This window comes from Flavobacterium movens, assembly GCF_039581425.1.
Taxonomy (GTDB): domain Bacteria; phylum Bacteroidota; class Bacteroidia; order Flavobacteriales; family Flavobacteriaceae; genus Flavobacterium; species Flavobacterium luteolum.
Window position 1 is genome coordinate 47,287 of record NZ_JBCPXY010000009.1, and the last position, 18,092, is coordinate 65,378.

The window sequence follows — 18,092 nt, forward strand, 5'->3', positions numbered from 1 at the left end:
TCATCTAATCTTTCTTTTCAAAACTTCCGCGTACTAAAATTTCTTTTTCCTTCATCATTACTCTACCTCGAGCTATGACATCCGTCAAATTAAAATTGGAATCAAACAAACATAAATCGGCGTCACCTCCTGCGAAGACTCTCCCTTTTTGTGTAAGTGATAAATTACGTGCAGGACCTGATGTTACCAACTGAATAGCTTGCCCTATTGGCATATTAGCCTCTTTTACCAGTTTTTGCACCTGCTTATAATTCAGATCAATGGGTGCTTTTTTGAAGCCTACCAAATTACCGTCTTTGTCATTTACTCCTAAACCAGCGTTACCATCGCTGCTGAAGGTCATATTTTCTATTGGAACTCCTTTATCTAGAGCATAAAGCACTTGTTTATACGGTTCGTCAAATTTAGTTCCGCCTGTTGTTATATCAATCATTCCGCCCAGTTTTGCAAAGCGAATAGCTTCCTCAAATAAAGGAGCTGTTCTGCCTACGTGTGTTGGCGATATATTTCGAATAGGAAAATCGTATTGTTCTACCAAATCAAGCAATAACTGCATGTTGGTTTTGAGTGCTCCGAGATGCACATGCATAATTCCTTTTTTTCCTGATGTCAAACCGCCAACATGCACATCTTTTAAAATAGACAACAGTTCTTTGGCGGTAGGAAAAGAAGAGCGTTCGTCACTGATTGCTACTTTGCATCCTAAGACTTTATCTATAAACAGCATATCTTCTAATACTGAACCCATCATAGTGATTGGAGGCAAACCAAAATAGCTGGTTAGCATATAAGCGGTAATGCCTTCATTGTCTAGCGCTTTGGTTTTAGCGTAAAGTGCTTTCAGACTTTTTGTTGCTCCATCTGTACCTAGCAGTCCCACTACAGTTGTTGTTCCGCAGGTAATAAATTCAGTCAAAGCAATTTCTGGCGTAAGCGACTGAAAGCCGTGCTTACCGCCAGCACCTGTAATATGCACATGCTGATCTATAAATCCAGGAGTTACTGTTTTTCCGTTTGCATCAATAATCTCAACATCTGGAAGATTTGGGCTAATTTTATCACTGATTAGCGCGATTTTTTCTCCGCAAATCAGAATATCTTTTTTCCCAAATGATTCGGGAGCATATAGGATTGAATTTTTTATCAGTTTAAACATCTTTATTTAAGTTTTAAATAAAATAGTGAAATACAAGCATAAACAATAAACCTACTGACATGGGAATTACGTTGCGTTTTGCAAGATCCATTGGCTGAACCTCTGCTATTTTAGCGATACCTACTATTACACCCGCAATTGGCGATACTGCTCTTCCCATGCTAGATGAAAGCTGCATTGGCAAAATAATTCCTGCTGCTGATGTATTAAATTTGGCTGCGATTCCAGGAACTAATGGCGAGAAAGAAAAGAAAGAAGCATTACCGCTGCCCATGAGTACAGAAGCTAGGAAAATTATAATAGTCATTAATATTCCAATACCTACTATTCCAAGTCCTAAACTCATTGAAGCATTGGTTAAGCTATCAATAAATCCTAGTGAAATTAATCCGTTAGCGAATATTTCTGCACAAACAATTAGTGTAACAACAGATGCAAATACTTTACCCATTCCTTCCCAAAATATTTTAAGTGAGGCAAAAACTTCTTCGACATTTCGTAACCTAATTATTTCCATTGCCATAGAAATAACCAATGATATAAGCATTGCAGTTGTCGTATCAAGATGAACAGGTTTACTGAAAATATTGAGAATTGGAGAAAATACAATTAAGAGCAATAATGGTAAAACAGGCAACACTGCATAAACCAAAGGTGTTTTCAAAACAATTTCATCAGGATTATAATTTTCATGATGTTCTTTTGGCAATTTTTGGTCATAATGTCTGTTTACAAAAAAATAGACTATCATAAGAAGCGTAGTCATCGGAATTACCAGTGGCAGCTGATACTTAATAAAATACTCTACATTGTGCATATCTAGCAGTTGCGATGCGCGGGCAGTATTTGCCGATGCTGGCCCCATATCAAATACAGTACAGGCAGAAATAACAGCCACAGCCGAAACCCTACTTACTCCTAATGAAACTAATATTGGAAAAAATGATGCAACCAATAATAAACCTAATCCTGTTGCAGATGGTGTACAAATAAAAAGAACCTGACCGATAGGTATCACTATAGAAGCTGCGATGTACGGAAACTTTTTAAAAACTCCAAGCGGTTTAACAGCAACATGCACTAATGCGTCGCTAGCTCCAATCGCTTTCATATAAGCAACAAAGCCGCCAATTGTCATAATCATGAGTCCGACATTGGCAGTCTTATCAGATAATGATTCTTGTAAGCGTTTAAATAAGTCGAATACGAAAATTCCTGTTGGCTGCGCTACAGGAGTGATAGGAAAACTTAACAAAGTAGCCATGACCATCATCAAGATGCCAGCAAAAAGAAGAACAGCTTGCGGATTGAATTTTTTCACAAGCAGATATGCTGTTACGGCTATAAATAAAATACTAACCACCAAACCTAATACATTCATAAACAATTAGATAAGTTAGACAATAAAAATATTCGATTAAATTTAGCTCTTTTTTTGTTTTATTTTAACAACCTTATTAAAATTAGCAATTAAGCAAATCACGCTCTGTTTATGCAGTTTTTTATTAATAAATCTTAAAGAGAAACAGCTTTTTATGCAAATAAATCAAATAGAACGGTTTTTTCCTAAAGCCTCTTTTTCTAAAAAACATACAGCATTGACTGTAAAATACTTAACAAAAGGTAAATAAGATTTATTTTACAATATTTTCAAACCATAAGATTGTCTAAATATGAATATAGAAAAATGGAAACTTAGCTTTTTGAAGTTCATAGAAGTAACATAAAAAAAGCCTATTTTCGATGGAAATAGGCTTTTTTATTATGGTTTTAATTTAATGCTAAGCATGCTTTAACTCCATTCCGGAAACTGAGTTTTATTTAAATCCAATTTTGCAATCGCTTTCATATCAGCATCATCAAGCTTAAAATCAAATATATTTAGGTTTTCTAAAATATGTACTTTTTGAGAAGATCTCGGAATAGCCACAATACCGCGCTGGTAATGCCATCTTAAACTTACCTGTGCAGTAGTTTTACCATGCTTCTTCGCAATTTGAGTTAATACTTCATTTGTAAAAAGATCGTTTCGGCCTTCTGCAAAAGGCGCCCAAGCTTCTGTTTGGATATTATGCTGTTTTAGCACCGCATAATCATTTGTCTGCTGAAAATAAGCATGGGTTTCAATCTGGTTTACAACTGGTTTTACCTGAGCATAAGACAAAAGATCTGTCAATTGAGCTGTATCAAAATTACTAATTCCAATAGCTTTTATTTTTCCTGCTTTATAAAGTTCCTCCATTGCTTTCCAAGACCCTTTTACATCACCTCTCGGACGATGTATTAGATACAAATCAAGATAATCAAACCCCAGTTTTTGAAGCGTTTCTTCAAAACCTTTTTTGGCATTTTCATATCCAGCATCATCAACCCATAGTTTTGAGGTCACAAAAAGCTGTTTTCTATCAATTCCGCTTTGTTTTATCGCTTTTCCAACTTCTATTTCATTCCCATACACTTTTGCAGTATCGATAAGACGATAACCTGCAGATATAGCTTCTACAACAGATTTTTGACATATATCACCGCTTAGTCCGTAAGTTCCAAACCCGAGCATAGGCATTTTCAATCCATTATTCAATTTAACATCTGGAATGCCTTTAGCATTTGTATCTATCAATACATTTCCGAATACTTTAGGCGTACCTAAAATGCCCAAGTAAATTCCAACAGTCGCTAATGAAGTATTTCGTAAAAATTTGCGTCGGTTTATTTCGCTTTTTTGGTTTTGAGAATCCATGATTTTTGGTGTATTAGTCAGTTCGTAATCAATTAATAAAAATATATATTATATTTTAGATACATCTTCAATATTCGTCAATTAAAACACTACAAAAACTTACAAAGAACCTGCTTTTACAAAAGTCTGCCATCCGCGCATGGTTTCGATAAAACGTTCGCTAAGTCCGCCCTGTCTCAGGTAATCCGCCATTACAGGCAGCTGCGGACTATCGTACATTGGGTTTGCTTTTACCTGAAGAGGAAAATCACGCTGTAAAATTGCCGCACGTGCAATAAGCACAAAATCGCATCCTTCATCTAGAAGTTCTCCGGCACGCTGCGCACTCATAATTTTTCCTGCCGCTCCTAAACGCACACCTTTACGAGGAAGTTCTGTAAAAACACTCAACATGGTTTTTCCTTTAAAGGTTCCTTCACGAACAATTTGAGTCGAATCCCAAAGTGCTAAATCCAAATAATCAATTAATTCCCTGTCAAATATAGCAGCCGTAACTTCACGAAGTTCTTCCAAAAGCAGTCCGTAACGTTCAATCGACAATCTCCAGCCAATCTGAAAATCGGGACCGCAAGCTCGACGAATTCCTTCAATAACCTCAATTGTAAAACGAGCGCGGTTTTCTAAACTTCCTCCATACATATCGGTACGATCGTTTAAGTTTGGAGACATAAATTCAGAAAGAATCCATCCAAATGCTCCATGAACTGAGATTCCGTCAAATCCCGCTAGCTGAGCTCTTTTTGCCGCGGCAATAAAACTGTCGCGAATTCTTTCTACTTCTTCGGTTGTAATTGCTTTTATACCTTCTAAAGTTTTACTAGAAGCTGGAGCCGGAATTCCTCCTATAGAAGGTTTAGCACGATGTCCCGCATGATGCAATTGCACAGCAGACAACGCACCACCGTCACGAATAACCGATGCCATTTGGGTTAAACTAGGCAAATGATTATCACTATGAATACCTAATTGGCGTTCGAATGCTATACCTCCAGCCTCCACCGTTGCAGCACTGGTTTGAATTAATCCGTAACCGCCTTGCGCAAGCTGTTCCATCCAAAATTGATCGTATTGAGATGCAGTGCCATCAAATTCGCTCTGCTGGCTTGTTAAAGGTGCCAGCATAAAACGATTTCTCATTGCTGGACCATGCAGTAATGTAAGCGGTTTAAATAAATCAGAAACAGCCATTTTATTTTTTTTAAAGTTCAACTTAAGTGCATTATTATCTAATGCAAAGTTGTTAAGATCATCTCTCCTGAGAAATGGATGATTTTTACTTTATAATGGACGTTTTAAACCTAAATTCTTCTGAAAAACTTCTGATAAAAATTCTCCATCATAAAGTAAATTTCCTCCATTCTCTGGCAGGCATTGGCGTCAGATCTTTGCGGTATTATTAAAACTTATTCAAATGAAAAAAACAGCTATTATTATTCTTTCTGACCCAAAAGCGGGTTCAGAAGAAGCGTTAGGACGTGTATTCAATGCTTTAGCATCAGCTTATGAATTTAAACACGAAGGTGAAGATGTAAAAATTATTTTTCAAGGTGCAGGTATCAGATGGCCTGAACAGCTTGACAAACCAGAACATCCTGTTAATGCTCTTTATAAAGAAGTAAAAGATCATGTTCACGGACTTTCTAAAGGTTGTGTTGCTGTATTTGGCACCGAAGTATCGGGTTATGAATTATTAAATGACAACAAAGTTCCTGGAACTCCAGGTCTTCCGAGTTTTGTAAACCTTAAAAAAGAAGGTTACGATATTCTAATTTTCTAAGCCAAAATTTAAACTGCCCTTTATTTAGTAACAGGGCAGTTTAAAAATTGCAATAGAATTCGACCCATCTAATCCAATAAAGCAGTTGCTTTTTTGAGTAATTTAGCTAAAACTAGATTGTTCCTTAAAATCAAAAATTAAGTTTAAAGTTATGCAAGAAGATTTTTCATATTATATGCATCAATGTTTAGATCTTGCCAAAACAGCTCTTAAAGCTGGAAATCCACCTGTGGGCGCACTGATTGTGCTTGATGGTAAAGTAATCGGTACGGGAATTGAATCTGGAAAATCAACGGGAGATATTACCAATCATGCCGAAATATTGGCGGTTAAAGATGCATTAAAAAACGGATTTTCGGATAAGTTGCATCTGGCAAAAATGTACACCACGCACGAACCTTGCATTATGTGTTCTTATATGATTCGTCATCACAAAATTGCTGCAATTATTTATGGTACATCTGTGCCTTATGTTGGCGGTTTTACTTCGAAATATAATGTTCTAAGTGCTGAAGATGTTCCTAAATGGGGACAGAAACCAAAAGTCGTTGGCGATGTTTGTGTTGATGAATGCAGTGAATTAAATGCTCAATTTTTAGAACTACTTGGCAAATTATAAAGATGTTATCACAATCTGTACATACTCTGGTTAATCAGCAAAACGGAAATTTATCTTTCAAGGTTTTTGAATTTGATAATGCTAGTTATTTTGATCATATTCAGCGTAATAACTATTTTACGTTAATTATAATTACTTCGGGAGAAGGATTAGCCAAAGTTGATCTTTCTGAATATGCATTCAAAGAAAACACTTTATTTGCCTTTTATCCGTATCAGCCTTTTATGCTAGCTTCAGAAGGGCCAATTGCTGGTGTTTCCATTCAGTTTCATCATGATTTTTTCTGTATTTATCGACATCATAAAGAAATTGCAGCAAACGGAATTCTATTCAATAATGTTTATGAGCAGCCTTTTATTCTTTTAGATCAAAATAACAAACAGACATTGATGAATATTGTCAGAGAAATTGTCAATGAGCTGAAAATGGAAGCTTTGAGAAAAGATGAAGTTCTGGTTTCTTATTTGAAAATATTCTTGGTTTTTGCCACACGAATAAAACTCGAACAACAATCTGTGAAAGAAATAAACGGAAATGAAAAACAGCTTTTTATAATTCAAAATTTAAGAAATGCTATTGAAGATCATTTCCGAACGAAACATTCAGCCAGTGAATATGCCGAAATCCTTCATGTAACTCCGGTTGTACTTGCGCGTGCAGCAAAAAATCATTTTAATATGACACTTTCTGACTTAATTACAGAACGTATCATTGTGGAAGCAAAAAGAGAATTGTACCTCACAAACAAAACAGTCAAAGAGATTGCTTATGAATTGGGCTATGATGACGAATACTATTTTAGCAGAGTATTTAAAGGCAAAACCGATATTTCTCCGCAATCCTACAGAGAAACAATAGGTTTTAACCGAGGTGCGTCTTGAAGATTCTAATACATTTATTTTTATCCTAATTATCAAATAACCAAAAACGATGCAAACAGAAAATTTAGAAATTCCGAAAATAAATTTTGATGCAAATGGAGAATTAATAATAACGGCCTCTCCCACTTCATCGAAACATGATTTTGATTTTTTTGAAGGAAAATGGAAACTTCATAATAAAAAACTCAATTCGAGATTGTCTAATTGTACAGAATGAACCGAATTTGAATCTACACAAGAAATGTATAAGGTTTTAAACGGAATCGGTAATATTGATAATTTCCTTGCCACATTTGACGGACAGCCATTTGAAGGTATGACCGTTAGATTATTTAACCCGAAAAGCAGATTGTGGAGTATTTATTGGGCCGATTCTAATGAAGGAAGATTAGACCCGCCAGTTTTAGGTTCTTTTGAAAACAATGTTGGCCATTTTGTGACTATAGACATTTTTAACGGAAAAGATATTCTTGTGATTTTTCGCTGGGATGTAAGAGATAAAAATAACCCTGTTTGGAGTCAGGCATTTTCTGAAGATAATGGAAATTCTTGGGAATGGAACTGGTACATGTATATGTCTAAGTTTAATCCGGAAAACTAATAAAAGTAAAGCCGCATCAAACTTCCTGTTGATACGGCTTTCTTATTTTTTATTATATTTCTTTTAAATTTACTTCTTTCTTTTCCCCATCCTTATCAATAGTTACACGCTTCTCAATGTTAGCTTTATCACTATAAGATTGGCTAGCTGTCCCATAATTGGTTGTAGAACCTTGATAGCCAAAATAATTATAATAATTGGTATATCCTGATACGTATGAATAATTATAAGAATTTGTAAAATCAAAGCTAACCATAACCACATAAGTTCCTGGCATTAAATCTGCAAACTCAAAATGTCCCTGATCGTCATATACTTTGGCTTTTTTAACCGAATAACCAAAATCGTTATCCAAAGGAACTTCTGGCATTTTTTTCTGTTTTCGAATTTTCTTGTTCACTTCCAGCCATTCTTCATAATAAGCAGAACTTGGAAAAAGCGTAATTTCTGTTCCTTTTGGAGCATATTGTTTCTTAGCTGTATTAACTAAACCTCCTAATTTTTTACCAGAATCGGATCTTGCGTAAGCGGTACCAATTATAACACCATTGCCATTAGAAATCTGTCGGGCAACTTCTTCTTTATTAAATTTGTTTTTAATAGGCTGATAATCTAATTCTTCGTTAACTGTGATTTCCCACATTCCGTTTGCCATAGACATTTCTCGCTGCCAAAGACGGTGGTCTTTTTTGTCTATAATATAATTGTAATAAGCATTGGTGCTTTCTTCCAGAACTGAAACAATCCATGTATCGTGTTTACCAGTTCTCGGAGAATTGTAGACGTAACTTTTAACCTCTTTGATCGTGTAATATTCAACCAGCACATTTGACTCATCATTATAATAAAATTGAGGGAAACGGCCTTTATAGCCTACATCTAATGGTAATGTTCTGATTAAATGATCCGTCCAGTTGAAGTCAAAAAATTCTTCTTTAGGCTTCAATTTTAGCTTTTTATCTTTTTTGGTTTTCTTCGAATAAAAATTACCTGTAATCGTTTCTCCAAAATTAAGGTTTAGTTTTGCATTCTTCGTTTCATCAGAATAACTAATCGCTTTCAACGTTAGAGCGTCGGCTGTACTAATACGCGTGGTAGATTTTCCGTTATCTTTGGGAGTGAAAGTATTGTTTAAAGTTAATTGATTATTGGCCAAAACAATATCGTAGGTCAATGCTCCCATGTTTTTCCATTCCGTACCTTTTACATAATAAACGGTATAAAGCGATTTTTCGGGTTTAATGTATTTGGTATTGATATCTTTACTTCCAGGAACTATCTCTTTTTGACCGAATGCAATAAATGGAAGCAGCATCATTGCACATAAAAGGGGTTTTACCAAAATTGCTGTTCTATTTCTTAAAAATGCTAATTTCATTGATAAAAAACTGCCTAAACTGTTAACTTTCATTGGAAACTATTTGATTAGGCACAAATTTACTGACGGCAAATACAGAAAACAATACCTGATTTCATGGTTATTTTCCAATCAAAATTCAGCTTCATTATCATTGTTCTTCTCTAATCTGTCCAATTCCGTTTTTATAGTTTGTTACGGCAAAATCTGGGAATCGCTTTCTAAATTTTGAGTCATCAAAAATATTGTCGTGTTCGTATCTCGGAAGCAATTCCTGTAGCTCTTTTAGCCTCTTATTGAAAAGTGCTCCTATTTTAAACACAAACTTTGGTATAACAGCATATTTTAATTCGCTCTCGTATATTTCAGAAGTCAGCGCAATAAATTCTTTATAATTAAGATGACTATCATCAACAGGTAAATGCCAAGTCTGACCAAAAGCGTCCGGTGTGTTTCCTATTAACGCAGTAGCACGGCTTGCATCTGGTGTCCAAATTAAGCTTCTTTTTTTAGTATCACTTAAAGGCACTTTTAGTTTTTTATCTTTTCTGATGTTATCAAAGATTAAAGTATTGGTAATACTCTGTGTTTTATCTGGACCATAAAATTCAGGAGCACGACAGATAACTGCTTCTAATTGACCTGACTTTATTTCGTTTAAAACCATTTCTGCCATTTCTTTTCTAACAATACCTTTTCTTCCTACTGGTTCAAAGGCTGTGTCTTCTGTAAGCCTTCTATCATCCTGCGGATACATATAAGTATTATCAAAAAAGACAAGTTTTGTTTTATTGATTTTACAAGCTTCGATAGTATTTCTTAGAATTAATGGAAATTGTTTCTCCCATAGATCAGAATCCATTGGAAGTCCTAACGTGAAATAAGCAATTTCGCTGCCTTTTACAGCTTCTATGGCTTTTTCTTTATTCATTAAATCTGCTGAAAAAACCATATCGGTATCATTTACTTTTTTAGCTTTACGGCTTACAATCCGAATATCTGAAGTAAAATTTCTTTTCAGTTCTCTAGCCAGTTCTTCGCCAATCTGTCCGCTGGCTCCTAATATTGTCTGCATTCCGTTAAATTAGCTTTTCTTTAATACTTATTGTTTAACAACTTTTTTTATTCTTATAAAGAGAATAATTATTTAAAAATACTTCGAATCGCTTTTCCGATTTCAGCAAAATCATCATGACTGCTGACTGACCTTTTTTCGGTATTGTTTGAAGTAGTTTTAGAAAAAGGATAGATAAGCATGTAGTTGTTGTTATTAAATTTTAGATTTAAAAGATCTGGAATATCTCGCATTCGCGAAAAATACGAGTGCATTCCCTTATCTCCCATCATAATAATTAATCCTTCATTTTCTTCAATAGTCAGGGCGGTTTGCTGAGCATCTTCCCAATTGGAAAAAACATCAAATGTTGCTTCTATAGAAGCTTTTTTAGCAATTCGTTTTAAGATATTTAGTGTTTTTTCTTTTCCGTAAAAACTCATTTTGGCTCCAGAATTACGGCCAATATTCCAGATTCTTAACATCGAATGAAAAAATCCCGCATCCAATTCGGCATCTGCTGGAATAAAAACCAAATATCTTTTAATAGTCGCCGCCGGCTGAACCGCATGATAGACCATTAAATTGATATTTTTATTTCGCAGATAACCATTATACAAATTGTATACAAATGAAGCCGAAAAGCCTTTTCCGCCTTCCAGACCTACAATAAGATCAGTAATATCTTTTTCCTTTATCACATTGCTTATTCCCCCAGCTGTATCATTGTCATGGCGTGTAATTGGATGCAGTTCTACATCTGCGGCCGAGGCGGCTTTTATCGCGTTTTCTAGTATTCTTTCTGCATTTTTTTCAGAAGATTCATTGGCATCTTCATTAATCACATTTACAGCGTAAAGCTGTTTGTTTGATGCCGTTTTTACCATCAAGCCAAGATTCACCATTTTTTCTACCGTAGCTTCATGATTCACAGCAAGCAGTATATTTTCTTTTTCTTTACTATCGCCCGACACTGTATTGTCTTTTTCTGCTTGTGCAATGCGTTGTGCACTCGCCATAGAAACAAACGATGATATGGTACAAGAAACCAAAATAAGAAGAATACTCCCGTTAAGCACATGTTCGTTTAAAAGTCTTATGGGTTCACCCGCATCATTTTCGCCAATAATTATATTGTAACCAACCATGACAGAAGCTAATGTCGCTGCCGCAGATGCCGAACTCAGTCCAAAAATTAACTGTCCTTCATCATTAGTAAGCTTAAATGTTTTTTTCGTCAGAATAGCTGCAACATATTTTCCTCCTATTGATGCCACCAACATAATTGACGCTACCCATAAAGTTTCCCAGCTTTGTATGAACGCATTAAAATCAATCAACATTCCAACACTAATCAAAAAGAAAGGAATAAAAATGGCGTTTCCGACAAACTCGACCCTGTTCATTAAAGATGATGTATGCGGAATTAATTTATTTAAGGCCAATCCAGCAAAAAAGGCACCAATAATAGATTCGATTCCTGCCAATTCAGCCAAAAGCGCTGCCAGATAAATCATAACCAATACAAAAAGATATTGCGAGATTTTGTCATCTACAGTTTTAAAAAACCATCTGGCAATTATTGGAAAAATAAGCAGCACAATTAAAGCAAAGACAACCATTGAAACCGATAATTTTACCCAAAAAGCTGTTCCCACTTCTCCCTGCGACATTCCAACGATAGCCGCTAAGACTAAAAGCGAAAGCACATCGGTAATCATCGTTCCGCCTACTGTTATATTTACAGCAAGGTTTTTGGCAATCCCCAAACCGCTTACCATTGGATACACAATTAAAGTATGCGACGAAAAAAGACTGGCAAACAAAATTGAGGTAAGCAGTGAAAAATGAAGTAAATAATAACCGCCTACTAGCCCTAAAGCAAACGGAACGGCAAAAGTGAAAATCGAAAAGATAATACTCTTCCATTTGTTCTTTTTAAAATCGGCCATATCAATTTCTAGACCTGCTAGAAACATGATATACAAAAGACCTGTAGTTCCTGTAACCACCACACTGCTGTCTCTAGAAAGCACTCCAAATCCATTAGGACCAATAAGAGCTCCCGCAATAATAAGACCGAGCAAATGTGGTACCTTTATTTTATTCAATAAAAGCGGAATACATAAAATAATGATGATTTCGATAAGATACTTTAAAAGAGGATCTTCGATAGGAAATGTTATATGATGTATACTCAGTAGCATAAATTACTTTTTAGCAGATGGAGTAAGTTCGACTGAGAATTTTGCGATACAATTATCCTGACCCGTTATAGTCTGCGTGCCTTTTATGATATTTTTTTTAATATCATCTAGCACTACGCTGACTTTTATTTTGTTTTTTGAAGAAGCTTCTTTTGCCGAATCAAGGACAATTTTACTTTCTAAATATTGTCCAGCAAAAACACGTTTAATTTCGTTATTACTTAAGACGTTTGTAAACATTCCGGTAGAATCTGACACAAACTCCCAAACCTCGCTGCGCTGATCGCCAATAACATAATTGCTGCAGTTAGATTCTCTGCAGATCATTTTGCTATTCCACGCCACTTTAAGATTTTCTGGCCATTCTTTTATTTGAGGAAGCGTATCTTTTACTTTAGAAACAGACAATAAACTGTCTCTCATTTTTAAGAGCTTATCATAATCTGCTTCTTTATCTTGAAATTGTTTTTCTCTTTCTAAAAGCGCATTTTCACGCATAATAAGTTCCTTTTCTTTTTTATTGCTGCAGGAAGATAAAACAAGTACAAAAAGGATAAGGAATAGTCTATTTATAGTCATAAAAATTGGTTTTGGATTCTACAAGATAAGCAGAAAAATCCTTTTAGCAGGCCAAAAACAGATAAAAAAGAGATTTTTTTTCTCTTTCTTATCCGTAAAACCAAGATTTTGAGTGCTGTTTTTATAATAAATTTACTTTCACGCTATTTATTTTTCCTTCAAATTTAAAAGGCGCTTTTTTATAATAACGAATAGAAACTGGCCCTCCTAAATCTTCGCCGACATCAAAGGTTTCGCTGGCTGTAAAAGCTACTGGAACAGTACGTTTTACTTGTCCTTTAGCATATTCTTTGCCGTCAACTGTGATAACAATATCTGCTGGCGCTCCAGGTTTTGCAATTGTTGTCAACACTTCGATTGTGTGTTTTCCTGCGGGAATTTTTTCTGATGATTCTACGTTATAGCGTTCGATAATTAGCATATTGTATTCGTAAACTAATTTTCCGTTATCCATAAACAAAGTCACACCGCCGCCAGAGCCTCCAAGCGCATATAAAACTCCTGAAGCATTTTCTTTAATCTCAACATCAGCGACTACTTTATTGCTTTTTTTACCTAAACCGGGCGCACTGAATTCGGGCATTCGTTTTGTAGTTTCATCAAAAACCCAAGAAGTATACGGCGCTTTAATAACATCTTCGGGGTGAATGCGAAGCCAGATTCCGGCACCAATTGGGTAATCTTTATTCTTTTTGGCTTCTTCGTTAAAGACTTCCTGAAGCTCTTTTAACTTCTGTGGATTTTTAGCCGCCAAATCATAATACTGTGTATAATCTTCTTTAATGTTGTACAGTTCCCAAACATCTTTAGTAGAATCCCATTCGGCTAAACCTTTCTGAGCAGGAATCCACGGATATAAAGGTCCAAAAGTACAAGCGTACCAACCGTCCTTGTAAACTCCACGACTTCCGTTATTATCAAAAAACTGAACTTTAGATACTTCTTTAGCTTTAGCATCATTAAAAGTATATTTAAAACTCACTCCATCTAATGGCATTTGTTCAAAACCATTAACCACTTTTGGTGCTTTGATATTTAAAATATCATAAATAGTCGGCACAATATCATTGATATGATGAAACTGGCTTCTTGGTGTGCTGTCGGGTTTTATCATTTTTGGCCAGCGAACCACCATCGCATTCTGTGTTCCTCCAAAATGAGAAGCCACTAATTTTGTATGCTTAAAAGGCGTATTTCCAGCCCAAGCCCAAGCAGCGTGGTAGTTGTTTTCTAAAAGAGGTCCACCAATTGCGTCCAATCCGCCAAGTTTATTCAAAGCATCTAACTGCTGTTGAATAGTATTTGAAACTCCGTTTTGAGCCAATAATTCGCTTATGGAACCATTTTGTCCTTCGGCACTTGAACCATTGTCGCCCCAGATAAAAAACACGATGGTGTTGTCTTTTTGTCCATTCGCTTCAAGCGCATCCAAAACACGGCCTACTTCATGATCTGCATGTTCTACATATCCGGCAAACACTTCCATCATACGAATTTGAAACGCTCTTTCAGATTGTGGAATACTTTCCCAAGATGCCATTGTTTTGTCTCTCGCCGTCAGCATGGCGTTTTTAGGAATCCAGCCTAATTCTTTTTGGCGTTTAAATACTTTTTCGCGATAAGCGTCCCAGCCATCATCAAATTTACCTTTGTATTTATCGGCCCATTCTTTAAAAATATGATGCGGTGCATGACCGGCGCCAGGCGCAAAATATAGAAAAAATGGTTTATCAGCCGCATACGATTTGTGCTCTTTCATCCATTCAATAGCGTGATCCGCCAAGTCGGTTGTTAAATGGTATTTTTCATCTTTTGGCGGTTCAATTGGCGTGAAATCATTGATCAATCGTGGTTCATATTGCGAAGTTTCTCCCGCCAAAAAACCATAAAAATGCTGAAAACCATAATTTACCGGCCAGTAATCAAAAGGTCCGGCAACTGTTGTTTGGTTAGCAGGCGTATTGTGCCATTTTCCAAAAGCGGAAGTGCTGTATCCATAATCTTTTAAAACCTCGGCTACTGTTGCCGCTTCTTTCGGAATAATTCCGGTGTAACCGTCCCAATCGACTGCTCGCTCAGCAATGGTTCCGTTGCCAACATTTGTATGATTTCTGCCAGTTAATAAAGCAGCGCGGCTCGGAGAACAGATTGAGGTTGTATGAAACTCATTATATGCAATTCCTTCTTTGAATACTTTGGTTAACGTTGGCGTATTGACTCCGCCTCCAAAAGTCGATGGTGTACCAAAACCCAAATCATCCATTAAAATAATTATGATATTTGGAGCGTCTTTCGGCAAATGATCTGGCTGCGCTCTTCTTTTGTGTGTGCTTTCTGCCAATGTTTCGTTGGCAACGCTCGCACTAGGAACTGGTGGAAAAGGCAGAACATCTTGTGCATAAATTTTTATTGTACTGCTTAAAATTAAAACCACTAATAAAAATATACTGCCGATATTGTTTTGGAAAGAACAGTTAAATTTTAAATTAATGATTTGCTTTAAACTATAATATTCTTTCATGATTTCCTGATCTTAAAGGTTCTGATACTATTTTTAAAACTTAGATTCTGTTAGCTTTTCTTAGCATAAACAATTTTTGTCTTTCCTATTTTCCCATTAAACGGAAATGGAGCTTGATCAAAATAGTCTAAAGAAACCGGAGAATCTAAATCGGTACCAATGTCAAAAGTGGCATTTGATGTAAAATGAAGAGACATTGCTGTAGGAACCGTTCCCTGGCCAACTGTTGATCCGTTGACTTTTAATGTCACGTTCATCGAACCTCCTATTTTATCTACTAGTTTTGACTCGACTTCAATTTTTACTTTGCCTTTTGGTAGTTTATCTTTCGATTTAATTTTAGTTCGTTGTACTTCAAATAAATTAAACTCATAATTTAAATAACCATCTTTTACATAACAGGCAACTCCTCCCGAAAATCCCGCAAGCGCATACAATACTCCGTTTGCATTTTCAGGAACTTCGACATCCATTGTGACAATGCTGCTTACTTTTCCCAATTTTGGAGCTGCAGACTCCGGCATTCCTTTTATTGGCGAATCAAAAGTCCATTCTGTTAATGGCGAAGAAGGCGCATCTTCTGGATGATAAAGAGCGGTTGACCATAATCCACCGCCAATTGGAAGATTTTTATTTTTTGCCGATTCTGTTAAAAACAAGGCTTTCATTTCTTCAAGTTTTTTAGGTTCTTTTGCTGCCAAATCAACTGCCTGAGACCAATCTTGATCCAGATTGTACAATTGCCACGTGTCAGTAAGCGGCGACCATTGCTTAATACCTTTCGGAATCCCTCCTACCCATGGTTCTCTTGGTCCTCGCGCACTTGCAAACCAACCGTCTTTATAAATACCTCGGCTTGCCATGATATCAAAAAACTGCGTATGACGTGTTCCGGGTGCTTTTGGATCCGTGAATGTATAAACCATACTCACTCCGTCTAATTCATCTTGTGCAAAACCATTTACAACTTTTGGAACCGGAATTTTGTCGATTTCATATATAGTTGCCGCAATATCTATAACATGATGAAACTGCGGTCTTGGCGTTTTGTCGTGTTTAATACCTTTTGGCCAAGAAATAGCCATAGGCTGACGCGTTCCGCCAAAATAAGCACCCTGCAATTTTGTTCCCTGATATGGAGTACTTGTTGCCCAAGCCCATCCGGCGTTGAACATATTGTCAGTTTTTGGTCCGCCTAGAACGTCTAAACCTCCTAATTCATTTAAAGCTGTAATGTGCTGTTCAATTTTTGTCGGAATTGCATTTTGTGCCAATTGTTCACTGATTGTGCCATTTAAACCCTCTGCAGAAGAACCGTTATCACCCCAGATGTAAATAATAATTGTATTATCAAGTTCTCCCAATTTTTCAATCTCGTCAATAACTCGTCCTGCATTATAATCGGCATGTTCCGCAAAACCAGCCCAAATTTCCATAAGTCGGCGCTGAAAAGGTTTTTCTGCTTCTGGAATATTTGCCCATGAAGTCATAGATTCGGCTCTTGGCGTAAGCAATGTATTCTGTGGAATCCATCCCTGCTCTTTCTGACGTTTGAATACTCTTTCACGATAAGCATCCCATCCATCATTAAATTTGCCTTTGTATTTATCTGCCCATTCTTTCATTACATGATGTGGACCATGGGCAGCACCTGGCGCCCAATACACAAAAAATGGTTTTTCTGGTGCATATGCTTTTTGTTCGTTTAACCAAAGTATAGCATCATCAGCCAAATCTTCTGATAAATGATAATAATCATGCCCTCCAGAAGTTTTTGGATGTTCTACATATGATGTATTTCGCACCAAAGTTGGTTCATATTGAGAAGCTTCTCCTGCTAGAAAACCGTAAAAATATTCGAATCCATAACCTGTTGGCCAATAATCAAAAGGTCCTTTTGATGTAATTTGCTCTTCTGGAGTATTATGCCATTTTCCAAAAGCTGCGGTATTGTAACCATAGTCTTTTAAAATCTCGGCTAATGTTGCAGAACTCTTCGGAATCGTACCACTAAAACCATCAAAATCATTCGCAATCGCAGCAATCTGACCATTACCTACGCGAGTGTGATTGCGTCCTGTTAGCAAAGATGCGCGTGTTGGCGAACACATGGCAGTTGAATGAAAACGATTATATGAAATTCCGGTATTAGCAACTCGCGATAATGTTGGCGTGTTTATTTCTCCTCCATATGTAGAAGGCGCTCCTGGACCGGCATCATCCATTAATATTATTAAAATATTTGGTGCATTTGCAGGTAGGTGTTTCGGTTCTGTTCTTTTTTTATAAGTGGAAGTTTCGATTGTAACACCAGCTTGAGATGCTGACGGAGCCGGAGGAAATGGCAATACATCCTGCGCATTTACAGAAAATATCGATAAAACATTTATACTAAAAATGAAAATCAGCTTTGTATATTTTTTAGTTTTCATAACAGATTGTTTATTTAAACTCATGTTTTTTTTAGCATTTTGCAATTCAGTATCAAATACCTTATTACAAAAATAAGGTACTCACTATAGTTGGAACGAAAACCCAGAACACAACTGGTTTCATTTTATAATCTGCAACATGTTTGCTCTTAAAGCCAAAAACTCCTC

The 18,092-nt window shown here is 36.2% G+C and carries 15 protein-coding genes; 5 read left to right on the forward strand and 10 right to left on the reverse strand.

Annotated features, from left to right (window positions below; genetic code table 11):
- Positions 1-4: 4 nt before the first annotated feature.
- The 4 genes from iadA to AAYQ05_RS16290 form a co-directional block, all read right to left on the reverse strand.
- A complete protein-coding gene (gene iadA / locus AAYQ05_RS16275; protein ID WP_343544451.1) occupies positions 5-1,156 on the reverse strand; it encodes a beta-aspartyl-peptidase in 1,152 nt (383 codons plus the stop codon).
- Between the two features lie 13 nt (positions 1,157-1,169).
- Positions 1,170-2,537, reverse strand: coding sequence for a C4-dicarboxylate transporter DcuC (gene dcuC / locus AAYQ05_RS16280; protein ID WP_343544452.1), 1,368 nt, complete (start codon positions 2,535-2,537; stop codon positions 1,170-1,172).
- A 411-nt stretch (positions 2,538-2,948) separates the two neighbouring features.
- Positions 2,949-3,896 (reverse strand): aldo/keto reductase, encoded by a 948-nt coding sequence (locus AAYQ05_RS16285; protein WP_343544453.1) that lies wholly within the window; start codon positions 3,894-3,896, stop codon positions 2,949-2,951.
- A 99-nt stretch (positions 3,897-3,995) separates the two neighbouring features.
- Positions 3,996-5,084 (reverse strand): NADH:flavin oxidoreductase, encoded by a 1,089-nt coding sequence (locus tag AAYQ05_RS16290; RefSeq protein ID WP_343544454.1) that lies wholly within the window; start codon positions 5,082-5,084, stop codon positions 3,996-3,998.
- A gap of 223 nt (positions 5,085-5,307) precedes the next feature.
- Here AAYQ05_RS16290 and AAYQ05_RS16295 point away from each other — a divergent pair, with 223 nt between their 5' ends.
- The 5 genes from AAYQ05_RS16295 to AAYQ05_RS16315 all read left to right on the forward strand — a co-directional run bounded on the left by AAYQ05_RS16295 (position 5,308) and on the right by AAYQ05_RS16315 (position 7,774).
- Positions 5,308-5,673, forward strand: a complete 366-nt coding sequence (locus tag AAYQ05_RS16295; RefSeq protein ID WP_343544455.1) for a DsrE family protein — start codon at positions 5,308-5,310, stop codon at positions 5,671-5,673.
- A gap of 151 nt (positions 5,674-5,824) precedes the next feature.
- The gene (locus AAYQ05_RS16300; RefSeq protein ID WP_343544456.1) at positions 5,825-6,292 is read left to right on the forward strand and encodes a nucleoside deaminase; all 468 of its coding nucleotides are present in this window, start codon (positions 5,825-5,827) and stop codon (positions 6,290-6,292) included.
- A 2-nt stretch (positions 6,293-6,294) separates the two neighbouring features.
- The gene (locus tag AAYQ05_RS16305; RefSeq protein WP_343544457.1) at positions 6,295-7,173 is read left to right on the forward strand and encodes a helix-turn-helix domain-containing protein; all 879 of its coding nucleotides are present in this window, start codon (positions 6,295-6,297) and stop codon (positions 7,171-7,173) included.
- A gap of 49 nt (positions 7,174-7,222) precedes the next feature.
- A complete protein-coding gene (locus AAYQ05_RS16310) occupies positions 7,223-7,390 on the forward strand; it encodes a hypothetical protein (protein WP_343544458.1) in 168 nt (55 codons plus the stop codon).
- Positions 7,391-7,414: 24 nt separating this feature from the next.
- On the forward strand, positions 7,415-7,774 hold the full coding sequence (locus AAYQ05_RS16315) for a hypothetical protein (RefSeq protein ID WP_343544459.1): 360 nt from the start codon (positions 7,415-7,417) through the stop codon (positions 7,772-7,774).
- A gap of 52 nt (positions 7,775-7,826) precedes the next feature.
- Here the strand turns inward: AAYQ05_RS16315 and AAYQ05_RS16320 are convergent, their stop codons facing one another.
- The 6 genes from AAYQ05_RS16320 to AAYQ05_RS16345 form a co-directional block, all read right to left on the reverse strand.
- Positions 7,827-9,185: a DUF3108 domain-containing protein gene (locus AAYQ05_RS16320; RefSeq protein WP_343544460.1), complete on the reverse strand. Its 1,359-nt coding sequence runs from the start codon at positions 9,183-9,185 to the stop codon at positions 7,827-7,829.
- Positions 9,186-9,282: 97 nt separating this feature from the next.
- The gene (locus AAYQ05_RS16325; protein ID WP_343544461.1) at positions 9,283-10,206 is read right to left on the reverse strand and encodes an NAD-dependent epimerase/dehydratase family protein; all 924 of its coding nucleotides are present in this window, start codon (positions 10,204-10,206) and stop codon (positions 9,283-9,285) included.
- 68 nt (positions 10,207-10,274) lie between these two features.
- Positions 10,275-12,392: a cation:proton antiporter domain-containing protein gene (locus AAYQ05_RS16330; protein ID WP_343544462.1), complete on the reverse strand. Its 2,118-nt coding sequence runs from the start codon at positions 12,390-12,392 to the stop codon at positions 10,275-10,277.
- 3 nt (positions 12,393-12,395) lie between these two features.
- Positions 12,396-12,971 carry a hypothetical protein gene (locus tag AAYQ05_RS16335; RefSeq protein WP_343544463.1) on the reverse strand — a complete coding sequence of 192 codons (576 nt, stop codon included), beginning with the start codon at positions 12,969-12,971 and terminating at the stop codon, positions 12,396-12,398.
- A gap of 121 nt (positions 12,972-13,092) precedes the next feature.
- Positions 13,093-15,492: an arylsulfatase gene (locus tag AAYQ05_RS16340; protein WP_343544464.1), complete on the reverse strand. Its 2,400-nt coding sequence runs from the start codon at positions 15,490-15,492 to the stop codon at positions 13,093-13,095.
- 50 nt (positions 15,493-15,542) lie between these two features.
- On the reverse strand, positions 15,543-17,924 hold the full coding sequence (locus AAYQ05_RS16345; RefSeq protein ID WP_343544465.1) for an arylsulfatase: 2,382 nt from the start codon (positions 17,922-17,924) through the stop codon (positions 15,543-15,545).
- Between the last annotated feature and the right edge of the window lie 168 nt (positions 17,925-18,092).

Coding starts and splice junctions, on each gene's coding strand:
- iadA (WP_343544451.1), bottom strand. CDS start 1,156: ATGTTTAAACTGATAAAAAATTCAATCCTATATGCTCCCGAATCATTT.
- dcuC (WP_343544452.1), bottom strand. CDS start 2,537: ATGAATGTATTAGGTTTGGTGGTTAGTATTTTATTTATAGCCGTAACA.
- AAYQ05_RS16285 (WP_343544453.1), bottom strand. CDS start 3,896: ATGGATTCTCAAAACCAAAAAAGCGAAATAAACCGACGCAAATTTTTA.
- AAYQ05_RS16290 (WP_343544454.1), bottom strand. CDS start 5,084: ATGGCTGTTTCTGATTTATTTAAACCGCTTACATTACTGCATGGTCCA.
- AAYQ05_RS16295 (WP_343544455.1), top strand. CDS start 5,308: ATGAAAAAAACAGCTATTATTATTCTTTCTGACCCAAAAGCGGGTTCA.
- AAYQ05_RS16300 (WP_343544456.1), top strand. CDS start 5,825: ATGCAAGAAGATTTTTCATATTATATGCATCAATGTTTAGATCTTGCC.
- AAYQ05_RS16305 (WP_343544457.1), top strand. CDS start 6,295: ATGTTATCACAATCTGTACATACTCTGGTTAATCAGCAAAACGGAAAT.
- AAYQ05_RS16310 (WP_343544458.1), top strand. CDS start 7,223: ATGCAAACAGAAAATTTAGAAATTCCGAAAATAAATTTTGATGCAAAT.
- AAYQ05_RS16315 (WP_343544459.1), top strand. CDS start 7,415: ATGTATAAGGTTTTAAACGGAATCGGTAATATTGATAATTTCCTTGCC.
- AAYQ05_RS16320 (WP_343544460.1), bottom strand. CDS start 9,185: ATGAAAGTTAACAGTTTAGGCAGTTTTTTATCAATGAAATTAGCATTT.
- AAYQ05_RS16325 (WP_343544461.1), bottom strand. CDS start 10,206: ATGCAGACAATATTAGGAGCCAGCGGACAGATTGGCGAAGAACTGGCT.
- AAYQ05_RS16330 (WP_343544462.1), bottom strand. CDS start 12,392: ATGCTACTGAGTATACATCATATAACATTTCCTATCGAAGATCCTCTT.
- AAYQ05_RS16335 (WP_343544463.1), bottom strand. CDS start 12,971: ATGACTATAAATAGACTATTCCTTATCCTTTTTGTACTTGTTTTATCT.
- AAYQ05_RS16340 (WP_343544464.1), bottom strand. CDS start 15,492: ATGAAAGAATATTATAGTTTAAAGCAAATCATTAATTTAAAATTTAAC.
- AAYQ05_RS16345 (WP_343544465.1), bottom strand. CDS start 17,924: ATGAAAACTAAAAAATATACAAAGCTGATTTTCATTTTTAGTATAAAT.